This is a genomic window from Mycobacterium sp. NS-7484 (assembly GCF_001953975.1).
Lineage (GTDB): Bacteria > Actinomycetota > Actinomycetes > Mycobacteriales > Mycobacteriaceae > Mycobacterium.
Window position 1 is genome coordinate 50,547 of the sequence record NZ_MBEJ01000121.1, and the last position, 17,660, is coordinate 68,206.

The following is a 17,660-nucleotide window of genomic DNA, read 5'->3' on the forward strand; positions in this document are numbered from 1 at the left end:
AGCCTCAACCACCTTCGCCCGGGAATTGCTCGCGGCGCAGCACCGCGGCCAGCAGGCCCATGCCACCTACCAGCGAGGCGAGCAGGGGAGCGAACGTCGGCGGACCGGACTCCATGTTGTATTTCGTCAACCCACCCGGCCGTTGCCGGACACCACGCAGGTGCAGATATGTCCCCTGCAGGCCGTTGGCGATGATCAGCACACTGGCGGCGGGGAGCACGGTGTGTGCGGCGCGGGCGGAGAGGAACGACGCCACCCCGGCGGGAACGGCGGTCGGCACGATGACGACCGGCCAGTACATCATCCGGTTGCCGAAGCTGGCGGCATCGTGGGACAGGTAGATCTCGGCGGTGGTGATGGCCGCACCGGCGGCGGTGAGTGCCGACAGCGTTCGTTCGAAGCGTCCGGTGCGGATCGCCCGCACGGCGGCTCTGACGGGATTCATGACGGGTCCTTATCTTGGGATTCGTTGGCGTGGCGGAGGTTCCAGCCGGCCGCGGCCATCGCGACCGCGCCGGCTGCCGTGGCGCCGACCGGGGCCGCGTGCTGGCGGAGCCACTGTTGCGGTGAGTGGCGGTGTGACCGGTCGTCGAAGACTCCGTGCGCGCCATGGTCGGTTCCGGCGTCGCCGTCCAGTGGGGAGAACAAGTTGTCCGGTCGCTGGTCGTCGGCGGGTTCGTCGGTCTGTTGGCTGTCGTAACCGGTTCTGGCCAGATATCTGTCCAGCACCGAGGGCATCAACCGCTGGCCCAGGATCGTGGCCGCCGTGCTGAGCCCGACCCAGTACTCCTTCCGGGTCGGGTGATCGGCAGCGAAAGTGATTGCCTTGGCTGCGATCTCGGGTTGGTAGATGGGCGGAACCGGTTGTGGCCGGCGCGGCAGTCGCGAGCGCACCCAGGAGAACTGCGGGGTGTTCACGGCCGGCATCTGCACCACCGTGACGTGGACGTTGCTGCCTTCGTGCAGGAGCTCGACACGCAACGACTCGGTGAAACCGTTGATGGCGTGCTTGGCGCCGCAGTATGCCGACTGTAGCGGAATCGACCGAACACCCAGAGCCGAGCCGACCTGAATGATGGTGCCTGCGTCGCGGGGACGCATGCGAGCCAGCGCGGCCATGGTGCCGTATACGAAACCCAGGTAGGTCACCTCGGTGACTCGCCGGAACTCCTCGGGAGTGATGGTGGCGAACGGCGCGAACACCGAAGAGAACGCGTCGTTGACCCAGACGTCGATGGGCCCGAACGTCTCTTCGACTTCGGTGGCGGCCGCGTCGACCTGATCCGGGTCGGCGACATCGGTGATCACCTGAATGGCTTGGCCGCCGGCCTTGTGGACTTCCTCGGCGGCGGCTGCCAGGCCTGCGGCGCCGCGCGCCAGCAGTGCGACACGATCCCCGCGGGACCCGAATGCCCGCGCTGCGGCGCGTCCGATGCCGCCGCTGGCCCCCGTGATTACGACGGTGCGCGGTGATCGAGATGATCTGGTGGACACGGCGACTCCTTTCGGTGAGTGGCCGGCCTGTCGGCCAGCCGTAGTGAGGCTTCGATGAGAAGTGCGTGGGCGAATGCCTGTGGGATGTTGCCGCGAAGCTGACGTTCCACCACGTCGAATTCCTCGCACAACAACGCCGGTGGCCCCCCGACCGCGCGGTTTCGCTCGAAGTGGCGGACGGCGGCCACCTCGTTGCCCAGCTGATGGTTGGCCAGGGCAGACCAGAAGCCGCACAACACAAATGCGCCCTCGGCGGCCCCCAGCGGCCGGTCGTCGTGGCGGAAGCGGTAGACGAAGCCGTCGTCGGTGAGCTCGGCGCCGACGGCGCCCACGGTGCCGACGCTGAGCGGATCGTCGGCAGGGACGGCGCCGCGGATCGCGGCGACCAGCAGCGCCGCGTCGACGCGCGGGTCGTCGGGCGCGCGTTGCCAACGGCCGCTCGGGTGCCGACAGTCGGCAGTGCTGGCAAGAATGGTGTCGGCCAGCGACTCGGCGGCGGCGGCTTCGGGGGACGGGATGAACGGTGCGATGGCCCGTAGCCCGGCCACGCACGTCAGCCGGGAATGGGTCCACCGCCGCGTTTCGGTCTCCCAGACACCGGCATCCGGCTGTTGCCATCGCGATCCGATCGCGCCGACGGCCGTCTGGACGGCACGGTGTAGCTCGGCGTCGATGTGACCGTGGCGGGCCGAAGCCGCGAACAACAGCAGCGCCTCGCCGAAGACGTCGAGCTGGAACTGGTGCTGGGCCCGGTTGCCGAGAATGTCGGAACCGCCGGGATATCCGGGTAGCCGTAACGAGCTTTCGTCGGTCACCGGCCCGCCGTTGGCGGTGTAGACCGGCTTGAGGTCGGGCCCGTCGCTGGACAACCGTTGGACCACGAAGTCGACGGCATCGTCGAGCAGAGGATGGGCGGCGTCGACAGCGGCGGCCTGTCCGATGTAGCACTGATCGCGGATCCACACGTACCGGTAGTCGTAATTGCGTCCGGCGTCGGCGCGTTCGGGCAGGCTCATCGTGGCCGCGGCCACGGTGCCGCCGCCGGCAGCGGTCATGCCCTTGAGTACCGCGTACGAATGCCGCGCGTCACTGGCGGCGATGCTGGTACTGAACGCGGGAACGTCGGCACGCCAGCGGTTTTCGGTACGCCGCCACAACGCATCGGGATCGGGAGGCGGTTCGGCAGGACCAGGCAGCGAAAACTCGACCACGGTGTCGAGGGAGCCGCCCTCGGGCACTTGCAGCTCGGCACACAGTGCGACACCGCTGTCCCGGGACACCGTGGCGTGCGACAGTCCGGACAGCCGCATCTGCAATTCGCCGACCATGGCATGCCAACGACCGTCGTGATCGCGGACCAGATGTGTCATGGTTCGCCGTTCGAAGCCGGCCGCCGGGGAGAACACCGCCTCCACCCGGGCGTCCCCGCGGACTGCCATGAGCCGACGTAGCAGAACCGCCCGCCGGGTGTGACCGGGATAGGCGAGGGCTTCGCGACATTCGATGATGCTGTCGCGGGTGACCCACCGGGAGCGCCAGATCAGACTGCCTTCTTCGTAATGCCCGCCCCAGACGAATTGCTCGGCCGGGGTGATCGCGTAAACGCTTCGGCCGCCGATCAAGGAGGAGAACACCGCGTCGTCATCCCATCCCGGCACGCACATCCAGCACACGTCGCCACGCGGACCGATCAGGGCCCCACGCTGCCCGTCGGCCAGCAGCGCATACTCCCGCAAGACATGCGGTTCCTCGATCGCGTCGCGAACAACTCTGGCCATTGCCCTCTGTTCTCGGTGCTGCCGGACGATCTGCCGGATGGATAGCGCAAGGGTTGCCCGGCAGAATTAGTCCAAACCGGGAAGTTCTGCGGAATGCACAACTTGCGAACTGCAACTAAACTGGCCGGATCGTGAAAGCTGAACGTTTGCTGACAGACCGCGGTACGACGGACGACGCCGACGAGTACGCCGTACAGCTCGAACGCGCCACCCGCGGCCTGCTCGCCGTCAACGTCATGGCCCTTGAGCATTTCGAGAAGCGCGTCGGCCTGTCGTCCCTGCGGGCACTGCAGTCACTGGGACGCACCGGACCCTGCCTGGTGAGCGAGCTGGCCCAGGCCTTACAGGTTGCGGTGTCGACGGCCAGCAGGCTGGCAGACCGGCTCACCGAGTCCGGACTGATCACCCGCGGTGTCTCCCCGCAGAACCGGCGCGCCACCCGCCTGGACCTGACCGACGAGGGAAGAGCCGTTTTGCAGGATCTGGTCGAACATCGAGTCGCGCTGTTTCGCGAGGTCACCGCCGTCGTCGGACATAGCGAGCGCGACGATCTCCTCCGCGGGGCCACGGCCTTCACCGCGGCCTATCGTGCGCTGGTCGACACCGACAACCCGGGTGCGGCAGACCCGGGATGAGCGCCGGTCCCGACCCGACGGCAGGTTTCGGCACGCGGCGTGCGGGTAATGCACTGCCCTGGTCGGCCGTCACAACCCGCTGAATTATCTATCCGGACAGCGCCATTCACTGAGCCGACCGGAGGGAGATCCTGCTCATGACGGCGGTCACCGCCTATCGCGGTCTGCTTCGTTCGATCGACCTGCACGTCGAGGACACCGGCGGCCCGGGACGGCCGGTCGTGTTGATCCACGGCTGGCCGCTGACCGGGGAATCCTGGTCTCCGCAAGTCCAGGCCCTGCAATCGGCGGGCTACCGCGTCATCACCTATGACCGCCGCGGATTCGGGCGCAGTGACACGTCCCTGGTGGGTTACACGTACGAAAGCCTGTCCGACGACTTGTCGGCACTGATGGAAGAACTCGACCTACGCGATACGACGCTGGTCGGATTCTCGATGGGTGGCGGTGAAGTCGCCAGCTACTGCGCACGCAAAGGCACCGCCCGCGTGCGCAGTGTGGTGTTCGCGTCGTCGGTCACGCCGTACATGCTGCACACCAAGGACAATCCCGAGGGGCCGCTGAGCAAAACCCAGGCCGCTCAGATGGCACTGTCGCTGACGAAGAACCAGGACGAGTTCTACGACGAGATGATGACCGACGTGTTCTCCGCAGGCGGACAACTGGCGGTCAGCGAGGAGCAACGCCAGCAGGCGGTGGCGATGTGCCGGCAGGCCAGTAAGAACGCCGCGCTGGCCTGCCTGACCGCATTCGGCAACACCGACTTCCGCGAAGATCTGCCGCGGGTGACGGTGCCCGGTCTGGTGATCCACGGTGACGCGGATACCACCGTGCCGTTCGCCGGTTCCGGGATGCGCACCCACGGCGCACTGCGCGACAGCCGTCTCCACGTCATCGAAGGCGGACCCCACGGCATCCCGATGAGTCATACCGACGAGTTCAACCGGGTGCTGCTGGAGTTTCTCGCCGAGGACTTCGCCGCGACGCGGTGATCAGCCGCGGGTCCGTATGCCGCGCTCGAACGTCCGGATGACCGCAGGGGCGGCCGCATGCCGTGGCATCAGGCCTTCCTTGGAGTCTTGACAGGCCCAGTTGACCAGGCCGAAGAGTGCGTGCTCGATCCACAACGCACTCGATTCCGGGTCGAACACCCCCTCGGCCTGGCCACGCTCGATCAGGCTGATCAGCCTCTTGGAGTCCGGCAACGCCTCCGGTGGCATATCGCGTGTCACCGCGGGATCGTTGAACAGGAACAGAATCCGGTTGCCGACCGAGATCATCGCGTTGATCACCCGGCGCATCGCGTCGACCGGACATCCCTCCTCGGGTGCGGCCGCGGCGACGGCCTCGCTCACCACCCGTACCGAATCGACGATGGTCTCGTTGATCAGGCACTCCCGATCGGGGAAGTAGCGGTGCACCGTGGTGCGGCCGACCCCGGCCGCCCTGGCTATGTCAGGCAGGGTTGCCGTGCGATCGTCGGCCAGAACGGCTGCGGCGGCCTCGATGATCGCACCACGGGTGCGTGCCTGGGTAGCCGAGAGCTCGCCTGTGCTCATGCGCAGATGATAGCCACGCGTTCTCCCGGCGAACCGTCGATCACCGTCTGGCCACCGGTATCGGGGCGGTCCGGTCGGACAGGAAGCGCGCGGGCCGCTGGCGCACCGGCAGTGGCCACCAGAACCAGCGGCCGAGGATCGCGGCGATCGTCGGGGTCATCAGCGAGCGCACCACCAGGGTGTCGAACAGCAGGCCCAGGCCGATCGTGGTACCGCCCTGCCCGATCGCGATCAGATCGCTGGTGGCCATCGACGCCATCGTGAAGGCGAAGACCAGGCCGGCGGCGGTGACCACACCGCCCGTGGCGCCCATGGCCCGGATGATCCCGGTGTTGATGCCTGCGCCGATCTCTTCTTTCATCCGCGAGACCACCAGCAGGTTGTAGTCTGAGCCGACCGCCAGCAGGATGATCACCGAGAACGCCAAGGTCATCCAGTGCAGGTCGATGCCCAGCAGATACTGCCACACCAGCACCGACAGCCCGAATGAGGCGGCCAGCGACAGGATCACGGTGCCGACGATGACGAACGAGGCGATCAACGCCCGGGTGATCACCAGCATCACGATGAAGATCAGGGTGATGGCGCCGACGGCCGAGATCAGCAGGTCCCACTGGGCGCCGACCTGAATGTCCTTGTAGGTTGCCGCCGTCCCGCCGAGATAGATCTTGGCGTCGGCCAGCGGCGTGGTCTTGATTGCCTCCCGGGCCGTCTTCAGGATCGGGTCGACGTGCGAAATCCCTTCTGTGGTAGCCGGATCCACGTCATGGGTGATGATGAACTGTGCGGCCTGCCCGTCCGGTGACACCATGAGATCCAGCCCGCGTTTGAAGTCGGGGTTGTCGAATGCCTCGGGTGGTAGGTAGAACGAGTCGTCGTTGCGGGCATCGTCGAACGCCTGGCCCATCACCGATGCGGTATCGGTCATCTTGCCGATTTGGTCGACCAGCCCGTTGAACGTGCTGAACATCGTTTTCATGGTGCCCTGCATGGACTTCGAGATCGCGATCATCGGTGGCAGCTGCGCCACCAGCTGTGGCATCAGCTGATCCATCTCGTTCATGTTCTTCACCGAGTCCGAGAGGGTCTCGGTCATGGTGTCGATGCCGTCGAGCCCGTCGAACAGCGATCGCATGGAGTGGCACATCGGGATGTCGTAGCAGTGCGGTTCCCAGTACAGATAGTTGCGCATCGGCCGCATGAAATCGTCGAAATCAGCCATGTGATCCCGCATTTCGTTGGTGCTGGCCTGCATCTCGTTCATGCTCGCGGTGAGCTCGTGGGTGATGTCCGTCATCCGGTTCATCAAGCCCAGCATGTTCTCCATGATCGCGATCATCCGGCCGAGATCATCGGTGAGCGTGTTCATGTCGCCCATGCGTTCGCGCAGGAACTGCAGGTTCTCGGTCATCGACACCGATTGCATGCTCACCTGGAACGGCACCGAGCTGTGCGCGATGGGCCGGCCCAGCGGCCGGGTGATGCTCTGCACGCGGGCCACACCGGGCACCCGGATCAACTCTCGGGCAATCTTGTCCAGCACGATCATGTCGGCGGGGTTGCGCAAGTCCCGCCCCGCGTCCACGAGCAGCAGGTCGGGGTTCATCCGAGCAGCAGTGAAATGCCGTTCGGCCGCGGCGTATCCGACGTTCGACGGGAGATCCTTGGGGATGTACAACCGTTCGTTGTAGGAGGTCTGATAGCCGGGCAGGGCCAGCAGCCCGATGAGTGCGACGGCGATCGCCGCAACCAGGATGGGGACCGGCCAACGGACCACCGAGGTGCCGAGTCGGCGCCAGCCGCGGGAGCGGAGCGTGCGCTTGGCGTCGAGCAGGCCGAACCGGCTACCCGCGACCAGCATCGCCGGCGCGAGGGTGAGCGAGGCCAGCACCACCACGGACATGCCGATGGCACTGGGGATGCCCATCGAGCTGAAGTAGTTCAATCGGGTGAAATGCAGGCACAACATGGCGCCGGCAACCGTGAGCCCGGAACCGAGGATGACGTGGCCGACACCGTGGAAAGCGGTGTAGTACGCGGCTTCTCGGTCTTGACCCTTCTGCCGCGCCTCCTGATAGCGGCCGACGAGGAAGATCGCATAGTCGGTGCCCGCCGCGATGGCCAACGAGGTCAGCAGGCTCACCGAGAAGGTCGACAAGCCGAGCAGTCCGGCGTGACCGATGGCCGCCACCACACCGCGCGCGGCCGACATCTCCAGCAGCACCACGATGAGCATCAGCAACATCGTGGCGATCGACCGGTAGACCACGATCAGCATCACCGCGATCACGGCGATCGTCACGAAGGTGATCTTGATCATGCTCTTGTCGCCGGCCTCGTTCATGTCCGTGGTGAGCGGACCCTGGCCGGTGACATAGGCTTTCACGCCTGCGGGCGGGTGGGATTCGTCGATGATCTTTCGGACCGCGGCGACCGATTCGTTGGCCAGCGTCTCGCCCTGGTTGCCGGCGAGGTTCACCTGAACGTATGCGGCTTTGCCGTCGGTGCTCTGCGAGCCCGCCGCGGTGATCAGGTCGCCCCAGTAATTCTGAACGTGCTGAACGTGTTTGGTGTCGGCCTGCAGGGTGCGGACCAGCTCGTCGTAATAGTGGTGGGCTTCGGTGCCCAGCGGCTCGTCACCTTCGAGCACCACCATGGCGATGGTGTCGGAGTCGAACTGGTCGAAGCGCTCACCGATCTTCTTCATCGCCACCAGCGCCGGGGCGTCCTGCGGTGACAGCGACACCGAATGCTCGTGGCCGACCACCTCGAGCTGGGGGACCAGCGCGTTCAGCACGACGACGAGCACCACCCAGGCCAGGATGATCGGGACGGCGGCGACGCGGATGACGCGGGCGATGCCCTTGCGTTCAGTGGTGGCGCTGTGGTTGCTCATGCGGCCTTGTCCAAGCAGAAGGCCTGGGCGTTGTGCTGGGTCACGGTCTGGTCGTCTCGGACCTCACCGTTGACGACGATCCGGCAGCTGATCACTTCGCTGTCTCCTTGGGCGACCACGTTGGCGAACACCGTGGGCAGGGTGGTGATTACTTCGTGCCGCCAGGGCAACGAGCTGAAACTCTCCGTGTGGGGTTGGGCATCGGCATCGAGGTAGCTGACGTGGCCGCTGGTGCCGCTGGGCCCGGTTATCTCGTAGACCACGCGCTTGGGGTTGAACTCGACGATGTCGTCGCCGGCGGCTGCTCCGGGATCGGTCGTGATGTGGGTGCCGAAGATGCCGTGCATGCGGTTCATCGCGAATCCGCTGACGGCCACGGCGGCCACCAGAACCAAGGGAATCCAGAAGCGTTTCGCCAGCCGAAATACCGTCGCCACGGCACATCCACCTCTCCGGATCGGCGCACGCCGACGGAGAAACGCCCCGACCGCGCTGTCAACCGGATGAACGTAACAGCCCCTTAGTGGATCAACAACGTTCCATTAAGGAATCTTGATCTTCCTCACAGTTGCTTCCCAAATGGAATTTTTAGCCCCCAACGAGGCAGCACGCGCGGCGCGACGGCGTCGAGAACTGGTTGCCTCGAACGTATTTCGTCTCGGGAACCGACCGCGGCGGAAAACGCGGTCAGGCGGTGAGCGGTTTGCTTGCCGAGATCACCGGCAGTAGGCCATCACGCCGGCGGTGACAGCGCCCGCCTCAGTCGGCGGTGTGCACGATCAGGATGTCGATCTTGACTCGACGGGCGATGGTGGCGGGCACCGAGCCCAACAGGCGTCCGGCGACCGAGTCCAGCCCGATGTCACCGACGACGATCAGATCCGCGTTTACCTCTTTGGCCAGCTTCACGAGTGCGTCGACCGGCGCACCTTCCACGGCACGCTCGGCGATGTCGGCGGCCCCCGCGGCCTTCGCCCGGTCGCGGGCCACCTGAAGGATCTCGTAGACCGGGGCAGCGCCGTGCATCTTGTAGCCCTCGCTGCCCAGACTGTCGGCGGCGCGGGTGTCGACCACATGGTCATGCGACGGCGGCCTGGACCAGCCGCCCTTCTCGACCACGGGTTGGTAGGCGCTCGCGATGATGAGCTTCGCGCTCTCCTGCGCGGCCACCGTGGCGGCGCGGTCGACCGCCCGTAACGACGAGTCCGAGCCGTCGGTGCCGACGACGATCGTCCGATAGGTGCTCATGTCGTCTCCGAACTGTCGACTACCAGGACAGACAGACCTTAGTGCACGTGAATCTTCCGGCGGTGGAGATTGGCTTCGTGCCGCATGAGGGGGTCAACCGAACTATTGAGCGAGCACTCGACCGACATGGAGTTGCCGGATGTGCGGGGTACGGTGCGCTCAAGAACGAGAGCGCACGTCAAACGAACGAGACATGGCACCCCCGACAGGATTCGAACCTGCAACCGACCGGGTAGAAACCGGATGCGCTATCCGTTGCGCCACGGGGGCAAGTCGGACCACCACAATTTACACCGCGTGGGTGTCGTTGCCGAAACAGATATGCACCACGTGGGCTGCTCGAACCGCACGGACAAACACCTTCCGCCGATCGACGAACCCGTACCTCGGCGTGAGGCGGGCGACGCGCGACGGACGCCCGGCAAAGCCCTCCCGGGGCGGCGGCAGCGGACTAGCGTGGACGCCACACTGGTGGCCAGGGGACGGGAGAGGGACCGCGTGATGAGTGACGTGCCGGAGTTGGACGCGGCCGGACTACCCGAAGAGCTGAGTGCCGTCGACCAGCTGTTGCATCGAGGAGAGGCGAATCCGCGCACCCGGTCCGGGATCATGGGCGTCGAGATCCTCGACACCGCACCGGATTGGGACCGTTTCCGCGCCCGCCTCGACTATGCGTCACGCAAGGTGCTTCGGCTGCGGCAGAAGGTCGTCATGCCCACCCTGCCCACGGCCGCCCCGCGCTGGGTCGTCGACCCCGACTTCAACCTCGACTATCACGTGCGCCGGGTCCGGGTGCCCGCACCGGGCACGGTGCGTGATGTTTTCGACCTGGCCGAGGTGGCTTTGCAATCGCCGATGGACATCACCCGGCCGCTGTGGAGCGCCACGCTGGTCGAGGGTCTGGCCGACGGCCGAGCCGCCACCATCCTGCACCTGAGCCACGCGGTGACCGACGGTGTCGGCGGGGTCGAGATGTTCGCCAGCATCTACGACCTCGAACGCGATCCGGAACCCACCGCCGCGGCGCCACTGCCCATTCCGCAGGACCTCTCACCCAATGACCTGATGCGCCAGGGCATCAACCGACTTCCCGGATCGATTGCCGGTGGCGTTCTTGGCGCGCTCGGTCAGGCCGCCCGAGTGGCGAGCAAGGTCGTGCGCGATCCGGTCTCGGCGGTCAGCGGCGTGGTGGACTACGCGATGTCCGGTGCCCGGGTGATGAGTCCGGCCGCCCACCACTCACCGTTGTTGCGTCGGCGCAGCTTGTCTTCGCGCTCAGAGGCGATCGACATTCCGTTCGCGGATCTGCACCGGGCGGCCAAGGCCGCCGGTGGTTCGATCAACGACGCCTATCTGGCCGGGTTGTGCGCGGCGCTGCGGCGGTACCACGACGCCAAGGGCATCCCGTTGGAGACGCTGCCGATGGCGGTCCCGGTCAACCTGCGGTCCCAGGACGATCCGGCCGGCGGCAACCGCTTCGCCGGAGTCAACCTGGCTGCACCGATCGGGATCGTCGACCCGGAAACCCGGATCAAGGCCGTCCGGTCGCAGATGACGAGCAAGCGCGAAGAGCGCGCGATCGACATGGTCGGCTCGATCGCGCCCGTGCTGAGCCTGCTGCCTGATGCCGTGCTGGAGTCGGTGGCCGGGTCGGTGGTGAACTCCGACGTGCAAGCCAGCAACGTCCCGGTCTACCCCGGCGACACCTTCGTCGCCGGGGCAAAGATCCTGCGGCACTACGGGTTGGGGCCGCTACCCGGGGTGGCGATGATGGTGGTGCTCATCTCGAGGTCCGGGTACGTCACCGTCACGGCGCGGTACGACCGGGCCGCCATCACCGACGAGCCGTTGTTCGCACGTTGCCTACTGGAGGGATTCGACGAAGTGCTGGCGCTGGGCGGGGACGGCCGGGCGGCACCCGCGTCGTTCATTCTCGACGATGCCGCGCCGAAAAAAGGTGTCGGCCAATGACTTCAGAACAGGACAAGGTGAGGCCCATGCGGCTGCCCGGCACCCTGGCCGAGATCGAGGCCAGCCCAGAGGGCCCGGAGATCGGCGCCTTCTTCGACCTGGACGGCACCCTGGTGGCCGGGTTCACCGGAGTGCTGATGACCCAGGACCGGTTGCGCCGCGGCCAGATGAGCGTGGGGGAGTTCATCGGGATGGTGCAGGCCGGGCTCAATCACCAGCTGGGCCGCTCCGAGTTCGAGGACCTGATCGGCAAGGGCGCCCGGATGCTGCGAGGAAATTCCCTCAGCGATCTCGACGAGCTTGGCGAACGGTTGTTCGTCAAACATGTGCAGGGGCGGATCTATCCGGAGATGCGGGCGATGGTCCGTGCTCACCAGGCTCGCGGCCACACCGTGGTGCTGAGTTCGTCGGCGCTGACGGTTCAAGTCGAATCGGTGGCCCGGTTTCTGGGTATCGACAACGTGCTGTGCAACAAGTTCGAGACCGACGACAGCGGTCTGATCACCGGCGAGGTGGCCGCGCCGATCATCTGGGGTCCGGGTAAAGCCCGTGCGGTACAGAACTTTTCGGCAGCCAACGGGATCGACCTGGCCAAGAGCTACTTCTATGCCGACGGGGACGAGGACGTCGCCCTGATGTATCTGGTGGGCCATCCGCGGCCGACGAATCCGGCCGGCAAGCTCGCCGCCGTCGCGGCGAAACGCGGATGGCCGGTGCTGAAGTTCACCAGCCGCAGCGGCAGCAGCCCGGTTGCACAACTGCGCACGCTGGCCAGCCTGGCCACCATCCCGACGGTCGCTGCCGGTGCCGTCGGCCTCGGGTTGCTCACCCGGAACAAGCGCACCGGGATCAACTTCTTCACGTCGAACTGGAGCAAGCTGCTGATGCTCACCACCGGCATCGAGCTCAACATTCTCGGTGAGGAGAATCTGACCGCTCAGCGTCCCGCGGTGTTCATCTTCAACCACCGCAACCAGGCCGACCCGATGATCGCGGGCCGGCTGGTCGGCGTCGACTTCACCGGAGTCGGAAAGAAAGAGCTCGAGCGCAACCCGCTGATGGGACCCCTCGGCAAGGTGATGGATGCGGCCTTCATCGACCGGGACGACCCGGAGAAGGCGGTCGAAGGCCTGCACAAAGTGGAAGAGCTTGCCCGCAAAGGCTTGTCGATCCTCATCGCCCCTGAGGGCACGCGGCTCGACACCACCGCGGTCGGCCCGTTCAAGAAGGGGCCGTTCCGCATCGCGATGGCCGCGGGCATCCCCATCGTGCCGATCGTGATCCGTAATGCCGAGGTGATCGCGGCCCGCGATTCCAGCACATTCAACGCGGGGAAGGTGGACATCGCGGTGTATCCGCCTATCCCGGTGGATGATTGGACCGTCGACAACCTCGGCGACCGCATCGCCGAGGTCCGCCAGATCTACCTCGACACCTTGGCATCCTGGCCGCACGACGAGCTGCCGACCTTCGACATCTATACGCGGCCGGCCAAGAAGGTGCCCGCCAAGAAAGCACCCGCCAAGAAATCACCCGCAAAGAAGGCATCCGCCAACAAGGCTGCGCCCAAGTCGGTCAACCCGAACACCGGCTCGACGGCCGAGGGCCGACCGTGACGGCCTTGGAGGATTTCCCCAGCTTCAGCACCACCGATGACGCGCTGGTGCTCGCGTCCGTGTCCTCGGCCGCCGAACTCGAACTGCTCAACGACTGGCTCAAGGCGCACCGGCACGACCATCCCGATTCCACCGTCGAGGTGTTGCAGCTGCCGGCCACCGATGAACCTGCGCCCGGGGTGTTGGCCCGGCTGGTCGAGGAACTCGAGGCCGACGAGGACCGGTTGGTGGTCCCGGTCCGGGTGTTCTGGGTGCCCGGCGGACTGCCCACCCGATTGAAGGTGGTCGGGCTGATCTCCGGTCGCGACACCTACCGTCCGCCCGAGATGCTGCAGCGGCGCATCTTGCGCAAGGACCCGTCGCGGGCCCGGATGGTGGCCGGCGAACCGGCCAAGGTGTCGGAGTTGCGCAAGCAGTGGAGTGAGACCACCGTCGCCGAAAACCCCAGGGAATTCGCCCGATTCGTGCTCCGCCGGGCGGCCCTGGCGATCGAGCGGGTCGAACTTCGCCTGCTCGGCCCCGAATACAAGTCGCCGCGGCTGGTCAAACCGGAGATGCTCGACTCGGCCCGGTTCCGGCAGGGCCTCGAAGAGATCCCCGGGGCCACGGTGGAGAAGGCCGGCGAGATGCTCGACGAGCTCTCCACCGGATGGAGCCGGTTCTCGGTGGACCTGATTCCCACGATGGGCCGGGCGATCTTCAGCCGCGGTTTCGATCCGCGCATCGACTACGACCGCTCCGAGATCGAGTCGATGCGCCATGCGCTGGAACGGCATCCGGCGGTGCTGCTGTTCTCACACCGGTCCTATCTCGACGGCGTGATCGTGCCCGTGGCGATGCAGGAGAACCGGCTGCCCCCGGTCTACACGTTCGCCGGGATCAACCTGTCTTTCGGCCTGATGGGCCCGTTGTTCCGGCATTCCGGCGTCATCTTTCTGCGCCGCAAACTCGACGACCCGCTGTACAAGTACGTGCTGCGCCAGTACGTCGGCTACATCGTGGAGAAGCGCTTCAACCTGAACTGGTCGATCGAGGGCACCCGGTCGCGGACCGGAAAGATGTTGCCGCCCAAGCTCGGACTGCTGGCCTACGTCGCGAATGCCTACCTCGACGGCCGCAGCGAGGACATTCTGCTGCAACCGGTGTCGATCAGCTTCGACCAGTTGCACGAGACCGCCGAGTACGCGGCGTATGCCCGTGGTGGCGAGAAGACGCCGGAGGGGTTGAGCTGGCTCTACAACTTCATCAAGGCGCAGGGTGAGCGCAACTACGGCAAGATCTATGTCCGCTTCCCCGAGGCGGTGTCGATGCGTGAGCACCTCGGGGAGCCCAACGGGGCCATCGCTCACGACGAGGCGGCCAAACGGCTGGCGTTGCAGAAGATGGCCTTCGAGGTGGCCTGGCGCATCCTGCGCGCCACCCCGGTCAACGCGACCAACCTGGTCTCGGCGCTGTTGCTGGGCGCCCGCGGTGTCGCGCTGACGCTCGATCAGTTGCACCACACGTTGCAGGACTCACTGGATTACCTGGAACGCAAGAACACTCCGATGACCAACAGCGCGCTGCGACTGCGCACCACCGAAGGGGTGCGCTCAGCCGTCGACGCGCTGTCCGGAGGCCACCCCGTGACCCTGGTGGAGGGCGGCCACGAGCCGGTGTGGCGGATCGCCCCGGAGGACGAACTGGAAGCGGCGTTCTACCGCAACTCACTGATCCATGCCTTCCTGGAGACCTCGATCGTCGAGTTGGCGCTGGCCCATGCTGCCCACGTCACCGATGACCCGCTACAGGCCTTCTGGGATCAGGTGATGCGGCTGCGCGACCTGCTCAAGTTCGATTTCTACTTCGCCGATTCGGTGGCGTTCCGCGACAACATCGCCGAAGAGCTGTCCTGGTACGACCGCAGCCCGGAAGGCCAGACCGCGGGCGGCTGGGAAGCCACGGTCCGCGCCGGCGGCGACGGCATCTATGGCATGTTGCGCACCAAGAAGCCGCTGTTGGTGGGTGCCATGTTGCGGCCGTTCTTCGAGGCCTACGGGATCGTCGCCGACGTGCTCCGCGACGCCCCGCCCGAGGTGGGCGAACGGGATCTGACCAAGCGGGCGCTGGGTGTGGGACGCCAGTACGTCGCGCAGGGCCGAGTGTGCAGCAACGAGTCGGTCTCGGCGCTGCTGTTCGCCACCGCGCGGCAGGTGGCCGCCGATCAGGGTCTCCTGAGGAGCGGCCCGGACCTGCGGACGCGCCGGGACGAGTTCCGAGACGAACTGCGCGGCATCGTCGCCGACATGGACAAGGTCGACGAGATCGCACGCGAACAGTTCTACTTCCGGGAGAAACAGCGCCGCGCGCAGCGATACCGCTCGACCTGACCGGACCGGCGGGCACGGCGTGGCGGGCGCCACGCCATACCCTTGAACCATGACTTCTGCCGGCCGGGTGACCGCCTCCAGCGTGCGTAACAGCGCGGTGTGGCCCGTACTGGTCGGTGTCGGCCTGCTCGCCGGAGCGGTGGCGGCGGGTATCGGCGCGCTGTCGCTGGCCGACGCCCTGACCGCCACCGGCCTGCCCGATCCCGGCCCGGTGACCACCTACGGGTTGCCGTTCGTGCGCGCCGCGGGGGAGATCGCCGCCGTCGTCGCGGTGGGGGCATTCCTGTTCGCGGCGTTCTTGGCGGCGCCCCAGGCCAACGGCGTGCTCGACGTCGCCGGCTACCGGGCGCTGCGGCTCGGTTCGGCGGCCTCGGGGGTGTGGACAGTTTGCGCGGCGCTGCTGGTGCCGTTGACGGTCTCCGACGTGTCCGGGCAGCCACTGCTCGAGCACCTCGGTCCCGCCGACGTGTGGTCGGCGGCGGATCTGGTCGACGTTGCCGCCGCCTGGCGCTGGACGGCGATTCTGGCTGCCGCGGTCACCATTGCCAGCCTGCCGGTGCTCCGCTGGGGATGGACGCCGGTGCTGTTGGGCGGGTCGCTGCTGACCTTGATGCCACTTGTCCTGACCGGACATTCGTCGGCCGGCGGTGCTCACGACCTGGCCACCAACAGCCTGTTCATCCACCTGGTGGCCGCGGCGTTGTGGGCCGGCGGCCTGCTGGCCCTGCTGGCCGACGCCATGCGAGGCGGATCCGACGGCTCGAACACCGCGCTGGCCGCGCGCCGGTTCTCGGCGCTGGCGCTGTGGTGCTTCGTCGCGATGGCCTTCAGCGGTGTGGTCAACGCGTTGGTGCGGATGCAGCCGGCCGACCTCGTGCACACCACCTACGGCTGGCTGGTGCTGGCCAAGATCGTGGCGTTGACCCTGCTCGGCGTACTGGGGTGGGCTCAGCGCCGGGTGAGCCTGACCGCCCTGGCCGCCGACCCTGACTCGCGGGGCCCGCTGATCCGGTTGGCGCTGACCGAGGCCGCGCTGTTCGGCGTCACCTTCGGCATCGCCGTCGGCCTGGGACGGACTCCGCCACCGCCGGAAGGGAGGACCCCGACCGCCGCCGAGGTGGCGATCGGATACGACTTCGCCGGCCCACCGACAGTGACACGCATCCTGTTCGACTGGCGATTCGACCTGCTGTTCGGCACCGCCGCGATCCTCGGGGCGGCGGTCTACCTGGCGGCGATGTACCGGCTGCGCCGTCGCGGTGACGCCTGGCCGGTGGGCCGCACGATCGCCTGGCTGCTGGGCTGCGCCACGTTGCTGTTGACCACCTCGTCGGGTCTCGGTCGCTACATGCCGGCGATGTTCAGCATGCACATGATCGCCCACATGTTGCTGTCGATGCTGGTTCCCATCCTGCTGGTGCTGGGGGCGCCGGTGACCCTGGCCCTGCGCGCGTTGCCGGCCGCGGGCCGCGGATCACCGCCCGGCCCGCGAGAATGGCTGCTGGCCGCGCTGCATTCGCGCGTATCGCAGATCCTGACCCAGCCGATCATCGCGACCGTGCTATTCGTGGCGGGTTTCTACGGCCTGTATTTCGGCGGCATCTTCGACGCCGCGGTGAGCAACCACGCCGCCCACGTGCTGATGAACGTGCATTTCCTGCTCTCGGGCTACCTGTTCTACTGGGTGGTCATCGGCATCGATCCGACCCCGCGGCCGATCTCGCACCTGGTCAAGATCGGCATGGTGTTCGCCTCACTGCCGCTGCACGCGTTCTTCGGCGTGGTGATGATGGGCATGGACACGGTGCTCGGCGAGTCGTTCTACCGCTCACTGCAGCTGCCCTGGCATACCGACCTTCTCGGTGATCAGCACCTCGGTGGTGGAATCGCTTGGGCTGCAGGCGAAGTCCCGTTGGTGATCGTGATGCTCGCCTTGCTGATCCAGTGGCGCCGCAGCGACCAGCGCACCGCGAAGCGCCTGGACCGGGCCGCCGACCGTGACGACGATGCCGACTTGGCGGCGTACAACGCCATGCTCGCCGAGATGGCGCGGCGCGACCGTCCCTCGGGCTGAGCGGAGTTATCCCCAGCGCG

13 protein-coding genes and 1 tRNA gene are annotated in these 17,660 nt (G+C 66.7%); 6 read left to right on the top strand and 8 right to left on the bottom strand.

Features of this window, described 5'->3' with window-relative positions; translation table 11 throughout:
* Nucleotides 1–4: 4 nt before the first annotated feature.
* From A5733_RS21705 to A5733_RS21715, 3 genes are read right to left on the bottom strand one after another with little or no spacing between them, the layout of a single operon-like run.
* Nucleotides 5–445 (bottom strand): hypothetical protein, encoded by a 441-nt coding sequence (locus A5733_RS21705; RefSeq protein ID WP_076241628.1) that lies wholly within the window; start codon nucleotides 443–445, stop codon nucleotides 5–7.
* Nucleotides 442–1,494 (bottom strand): SDR family oxidoreductase, encoded by a 1,053-nt coding sequence (locus A5733_RS21710; protein ID WP_076241629.1) that lies wholly within the window; start codon nucleotides 1,492–1,494, stop codon nucleotides 442–444. The genes A5733_RS21705 and A5733_RS21710 overlap by 4 nt, the downstream gene beginning before the upstream one ends.
* On the bottom strand, nucleotides 1,455–3,272 hold the full coding sequence (locus A5733_RS21715; protein ID WP_076241630.1) for a glycoside hydrolase family 15 protein: 1,818 nt from the start codon (nucleotides 3,270–3,272) through the stop codon (nucleotides 1,455–1,457). Before A5733_RS21715 ends, A5733_RS21710 begins: the two co-directional genes overlap by 40 nt.
* A 131-nt stretch (nucleotides 3,273–3,403) precedes the next feature.
* Between A5733_RS21715 and A5733_RS21720 the strand changes: the two genes are divergently transcribed.
* Nucleotides 3,404–3,907 (top strand): MarR family winged helix-turn-helix transcriptional regulator, encoded by a 504-nt coding sequence (locus tag A5733_RS21720; protein WP_231965629.1) that lies wholly within the window; start codon nucleotides 3,404–3,406, stop codon nucleotides 3,905–3,907.
* Nucleotides 3,908–4,044: 137 nt separating this feature from the next.
* Nucleotides 4,045–4,899 carry an alpha/beta fold hydrolase gene (locus A5733_RS21725; protein WP_067767268.1) on the top strand — a complete coding sequence of 285 codons (855 nt, stop codon included), beginning with the start codon at nucleotides 4,045–4,047 and terminating at the stop codon, nucleotides 4,897–4,899.
* On the opposite strand, the gene A5733_RS21730 is transcribed toward A5733_RS21725, so the two are convergent.
* The 5 genes from A5733_RS21730 to A5733_RS21750 form a co-directional block, all read right to left on the bottom strand.
* Entirely contained in the window at nucleotides 4,900–5,466 is a 567-nt protein-coding gene (locus A5733_RS21730; protein WP_076241631.1) for a TetR/AcrR family transcriptional regulator, read from the bottom strand. It abuts the gene before it with no gap.
* A gap of 40 nt (nucleotides 5,467–5,506) precedes the next feature.
* Nucleotides 5,507–8,362: an RND family transporter gene (locus A5733_RS21735; protein WP_076241632.1), complete on the bottom strand. Its 2,856-nt coding sequence runs from the start codon at nucleotides 8,360–8,362 to the stop codon at nucleotides 5,507–5,509.
* Nucleotides 8,359–8,799: an MmpS family transport accessory protein gene (locus A5733_RS21740; protein WP_067767274.1), complete on the bottom strand. Its 441-nt coding sequence runs from the start codon at nucleotides 8,797–8,799 to the stop codon at nucleotides 8,359–8,361. The genes A5733_RS21735 and A5733_RS21740 overlap by 4 nt, the downstream gene beginning before the upstream one ends.
* A gap of 322 nt (nucleotides 8,800–9,121) precedes the next feature.
* Nucleotides 9,122–9,610 (bottom strand): universal stress protein, encoded by a 489-nt coding sequence (locus tag A5733_RS21745; protein WP_067767277.1) that lies wholly within the window; start codon nucleotides 9,608–9,610, stop codon nucleotides 9,122–9,124.
* Between the two features lie 194 nt (nucleotides 9,611–9,804).
* Nucleotides 9,805–9,880 (bottom strand) — tRNA-Arg (locus A5733_RS21750).
* A gap of 231 nt (nucleotides 9,881–10,111) precedes the next feature.
* Between A5733_RS21750 and A5733_RS21755 the strand changes: the two genes are divergently transcribed.
* Genes A5733_RS21755 through A5733_RS21770 form a run of 4 tightly spaced genes read left to right on the top strand, consistent with a single transcriptional unit; the run spans nucleotide 10,112 to nucleotide 17,640 of the window.
* Nucleotides 10,112–11,581: a wax ester/triacylglycerol synthase family O-acyltransferase gene (locus A5733_RS21755; RefSeq protein ID WP_067767280.1), complete on the top strand. Its 1,470-nt coding sequence runs from the start codon at nucleotides 10,112–10,114 to the stop codon at nucleotides 11,579–11,581.
* A 26-nt stretch (nucleotides 11,582–11,607) separates the two neighbouring features.
* The gene (locus A5733_RS21760) at nucleotides 11,608–13,197 is read left to right on the top strand and encodes an HAD-IB family hydrolase/lysophospholipid acyltransferase family protein (RefSeq protein ID WP_076241633.1); all 1,590 of its coding nucleotides are present in this window, start codon (nucleotides 11,608–11,610) and stop codon (nucleotides 13,195–13,197) included.
* Entirely contained in the window at nucleotides 13,194–15,566 is a 2,373-nt protein-coding gene (locus A5733_RS21765) for a glycerol-3-phosphate 1-O-acyltransferase (protein WP_076241634.1), read from the top strand. The genes A5733_RS21760 and A5733_RS21765 overlap by 4 nt, the downstream gene beginning before the upstream one ends.
* Before the next feature lie 49 nt (nucleotides 15,567–15,615).
* Nucleotides 15,616–17,640: a cytochrome c oxidase assembly protein gene (locus tag A5733_RS21770; protein WP_076241635.1), complete on the top strand. Its 2,025-nt coding sequence runs from the start codon at nucleotides 15,616–15,618 to the stop codon at nucleotides 17,638–17,640.
* Nucleotides 17,641–17,660 lie beyond the last annotated feature (20 nt).

Excerpts from the sequence above, each read along its gene's own strand:
- A5733_RS21725 (WP_067767268.1), top strand. The coding sequence starts at position 4,045 with ATGACGGCGGTCACCGCCTATCGCGGTCTGCTTCGTTCGATCGACCTG.
- A5733_RS21745 (WP_067767277.1), bottom strand. The coding sequence starts at position 9,610 with ATGAGCACCTATCGGACGATCGTCGTCGGCACCGACGGCTCGGACTCG.
- A5733_RS21760 (WP_076241633.1), top strand. The coding sequence starts at position 11,608 with ATGCGGCTGCCCGGCACCCTGGCCGAGATCGAGGCCAGCCCAGAGGGC.
- A5733_RS21705 (WP_076241628.1), bottom strand. The coding sequence starts at position 445 with ATGAATCCCGTCAGAGCCGCCGTGCGGGCGATCCGCACCGGACGCTTC.
- A5733_RS21770 (WP_076241635.1), top strand. The coding sequence starts at position 15,616 with ATGACTTCTGCCGGCCGGGTGACCGCCTCCAGCGTGCGTAACAGCGCG.
- A5733_RS21755 (WP_067767280.1), top strand. The coding sequence starts at position 10,112 with ATGAGTGACGTGCCGGAGTTGGACGCGGCCGGACTACCCGAAGAGCTG.
- A5733_RS21715 (WP_076241630.1), bottom strand. The coding sequence starts at position 3,272 with ATGGCCAGAGTTGTTCGCGACGCGATCGAGGAACCGCATGTCTTGCGG.
- A5733_RS21735 (WP_076241632.1), bottom strand. The coding sequence starts at position 8,362 with ATGAGCAACCACAGCGCCACCACTGAACGCAAGGGCATCGCCCGCGTC.
- A5733_RS21730 (WP_076241631.1), bottom strand. The coding sequence starts at position 5,466 with ATGAGCACAGGCGAGCTCTCGGCTACCCAGGCACGCACCCGTGGTGCG.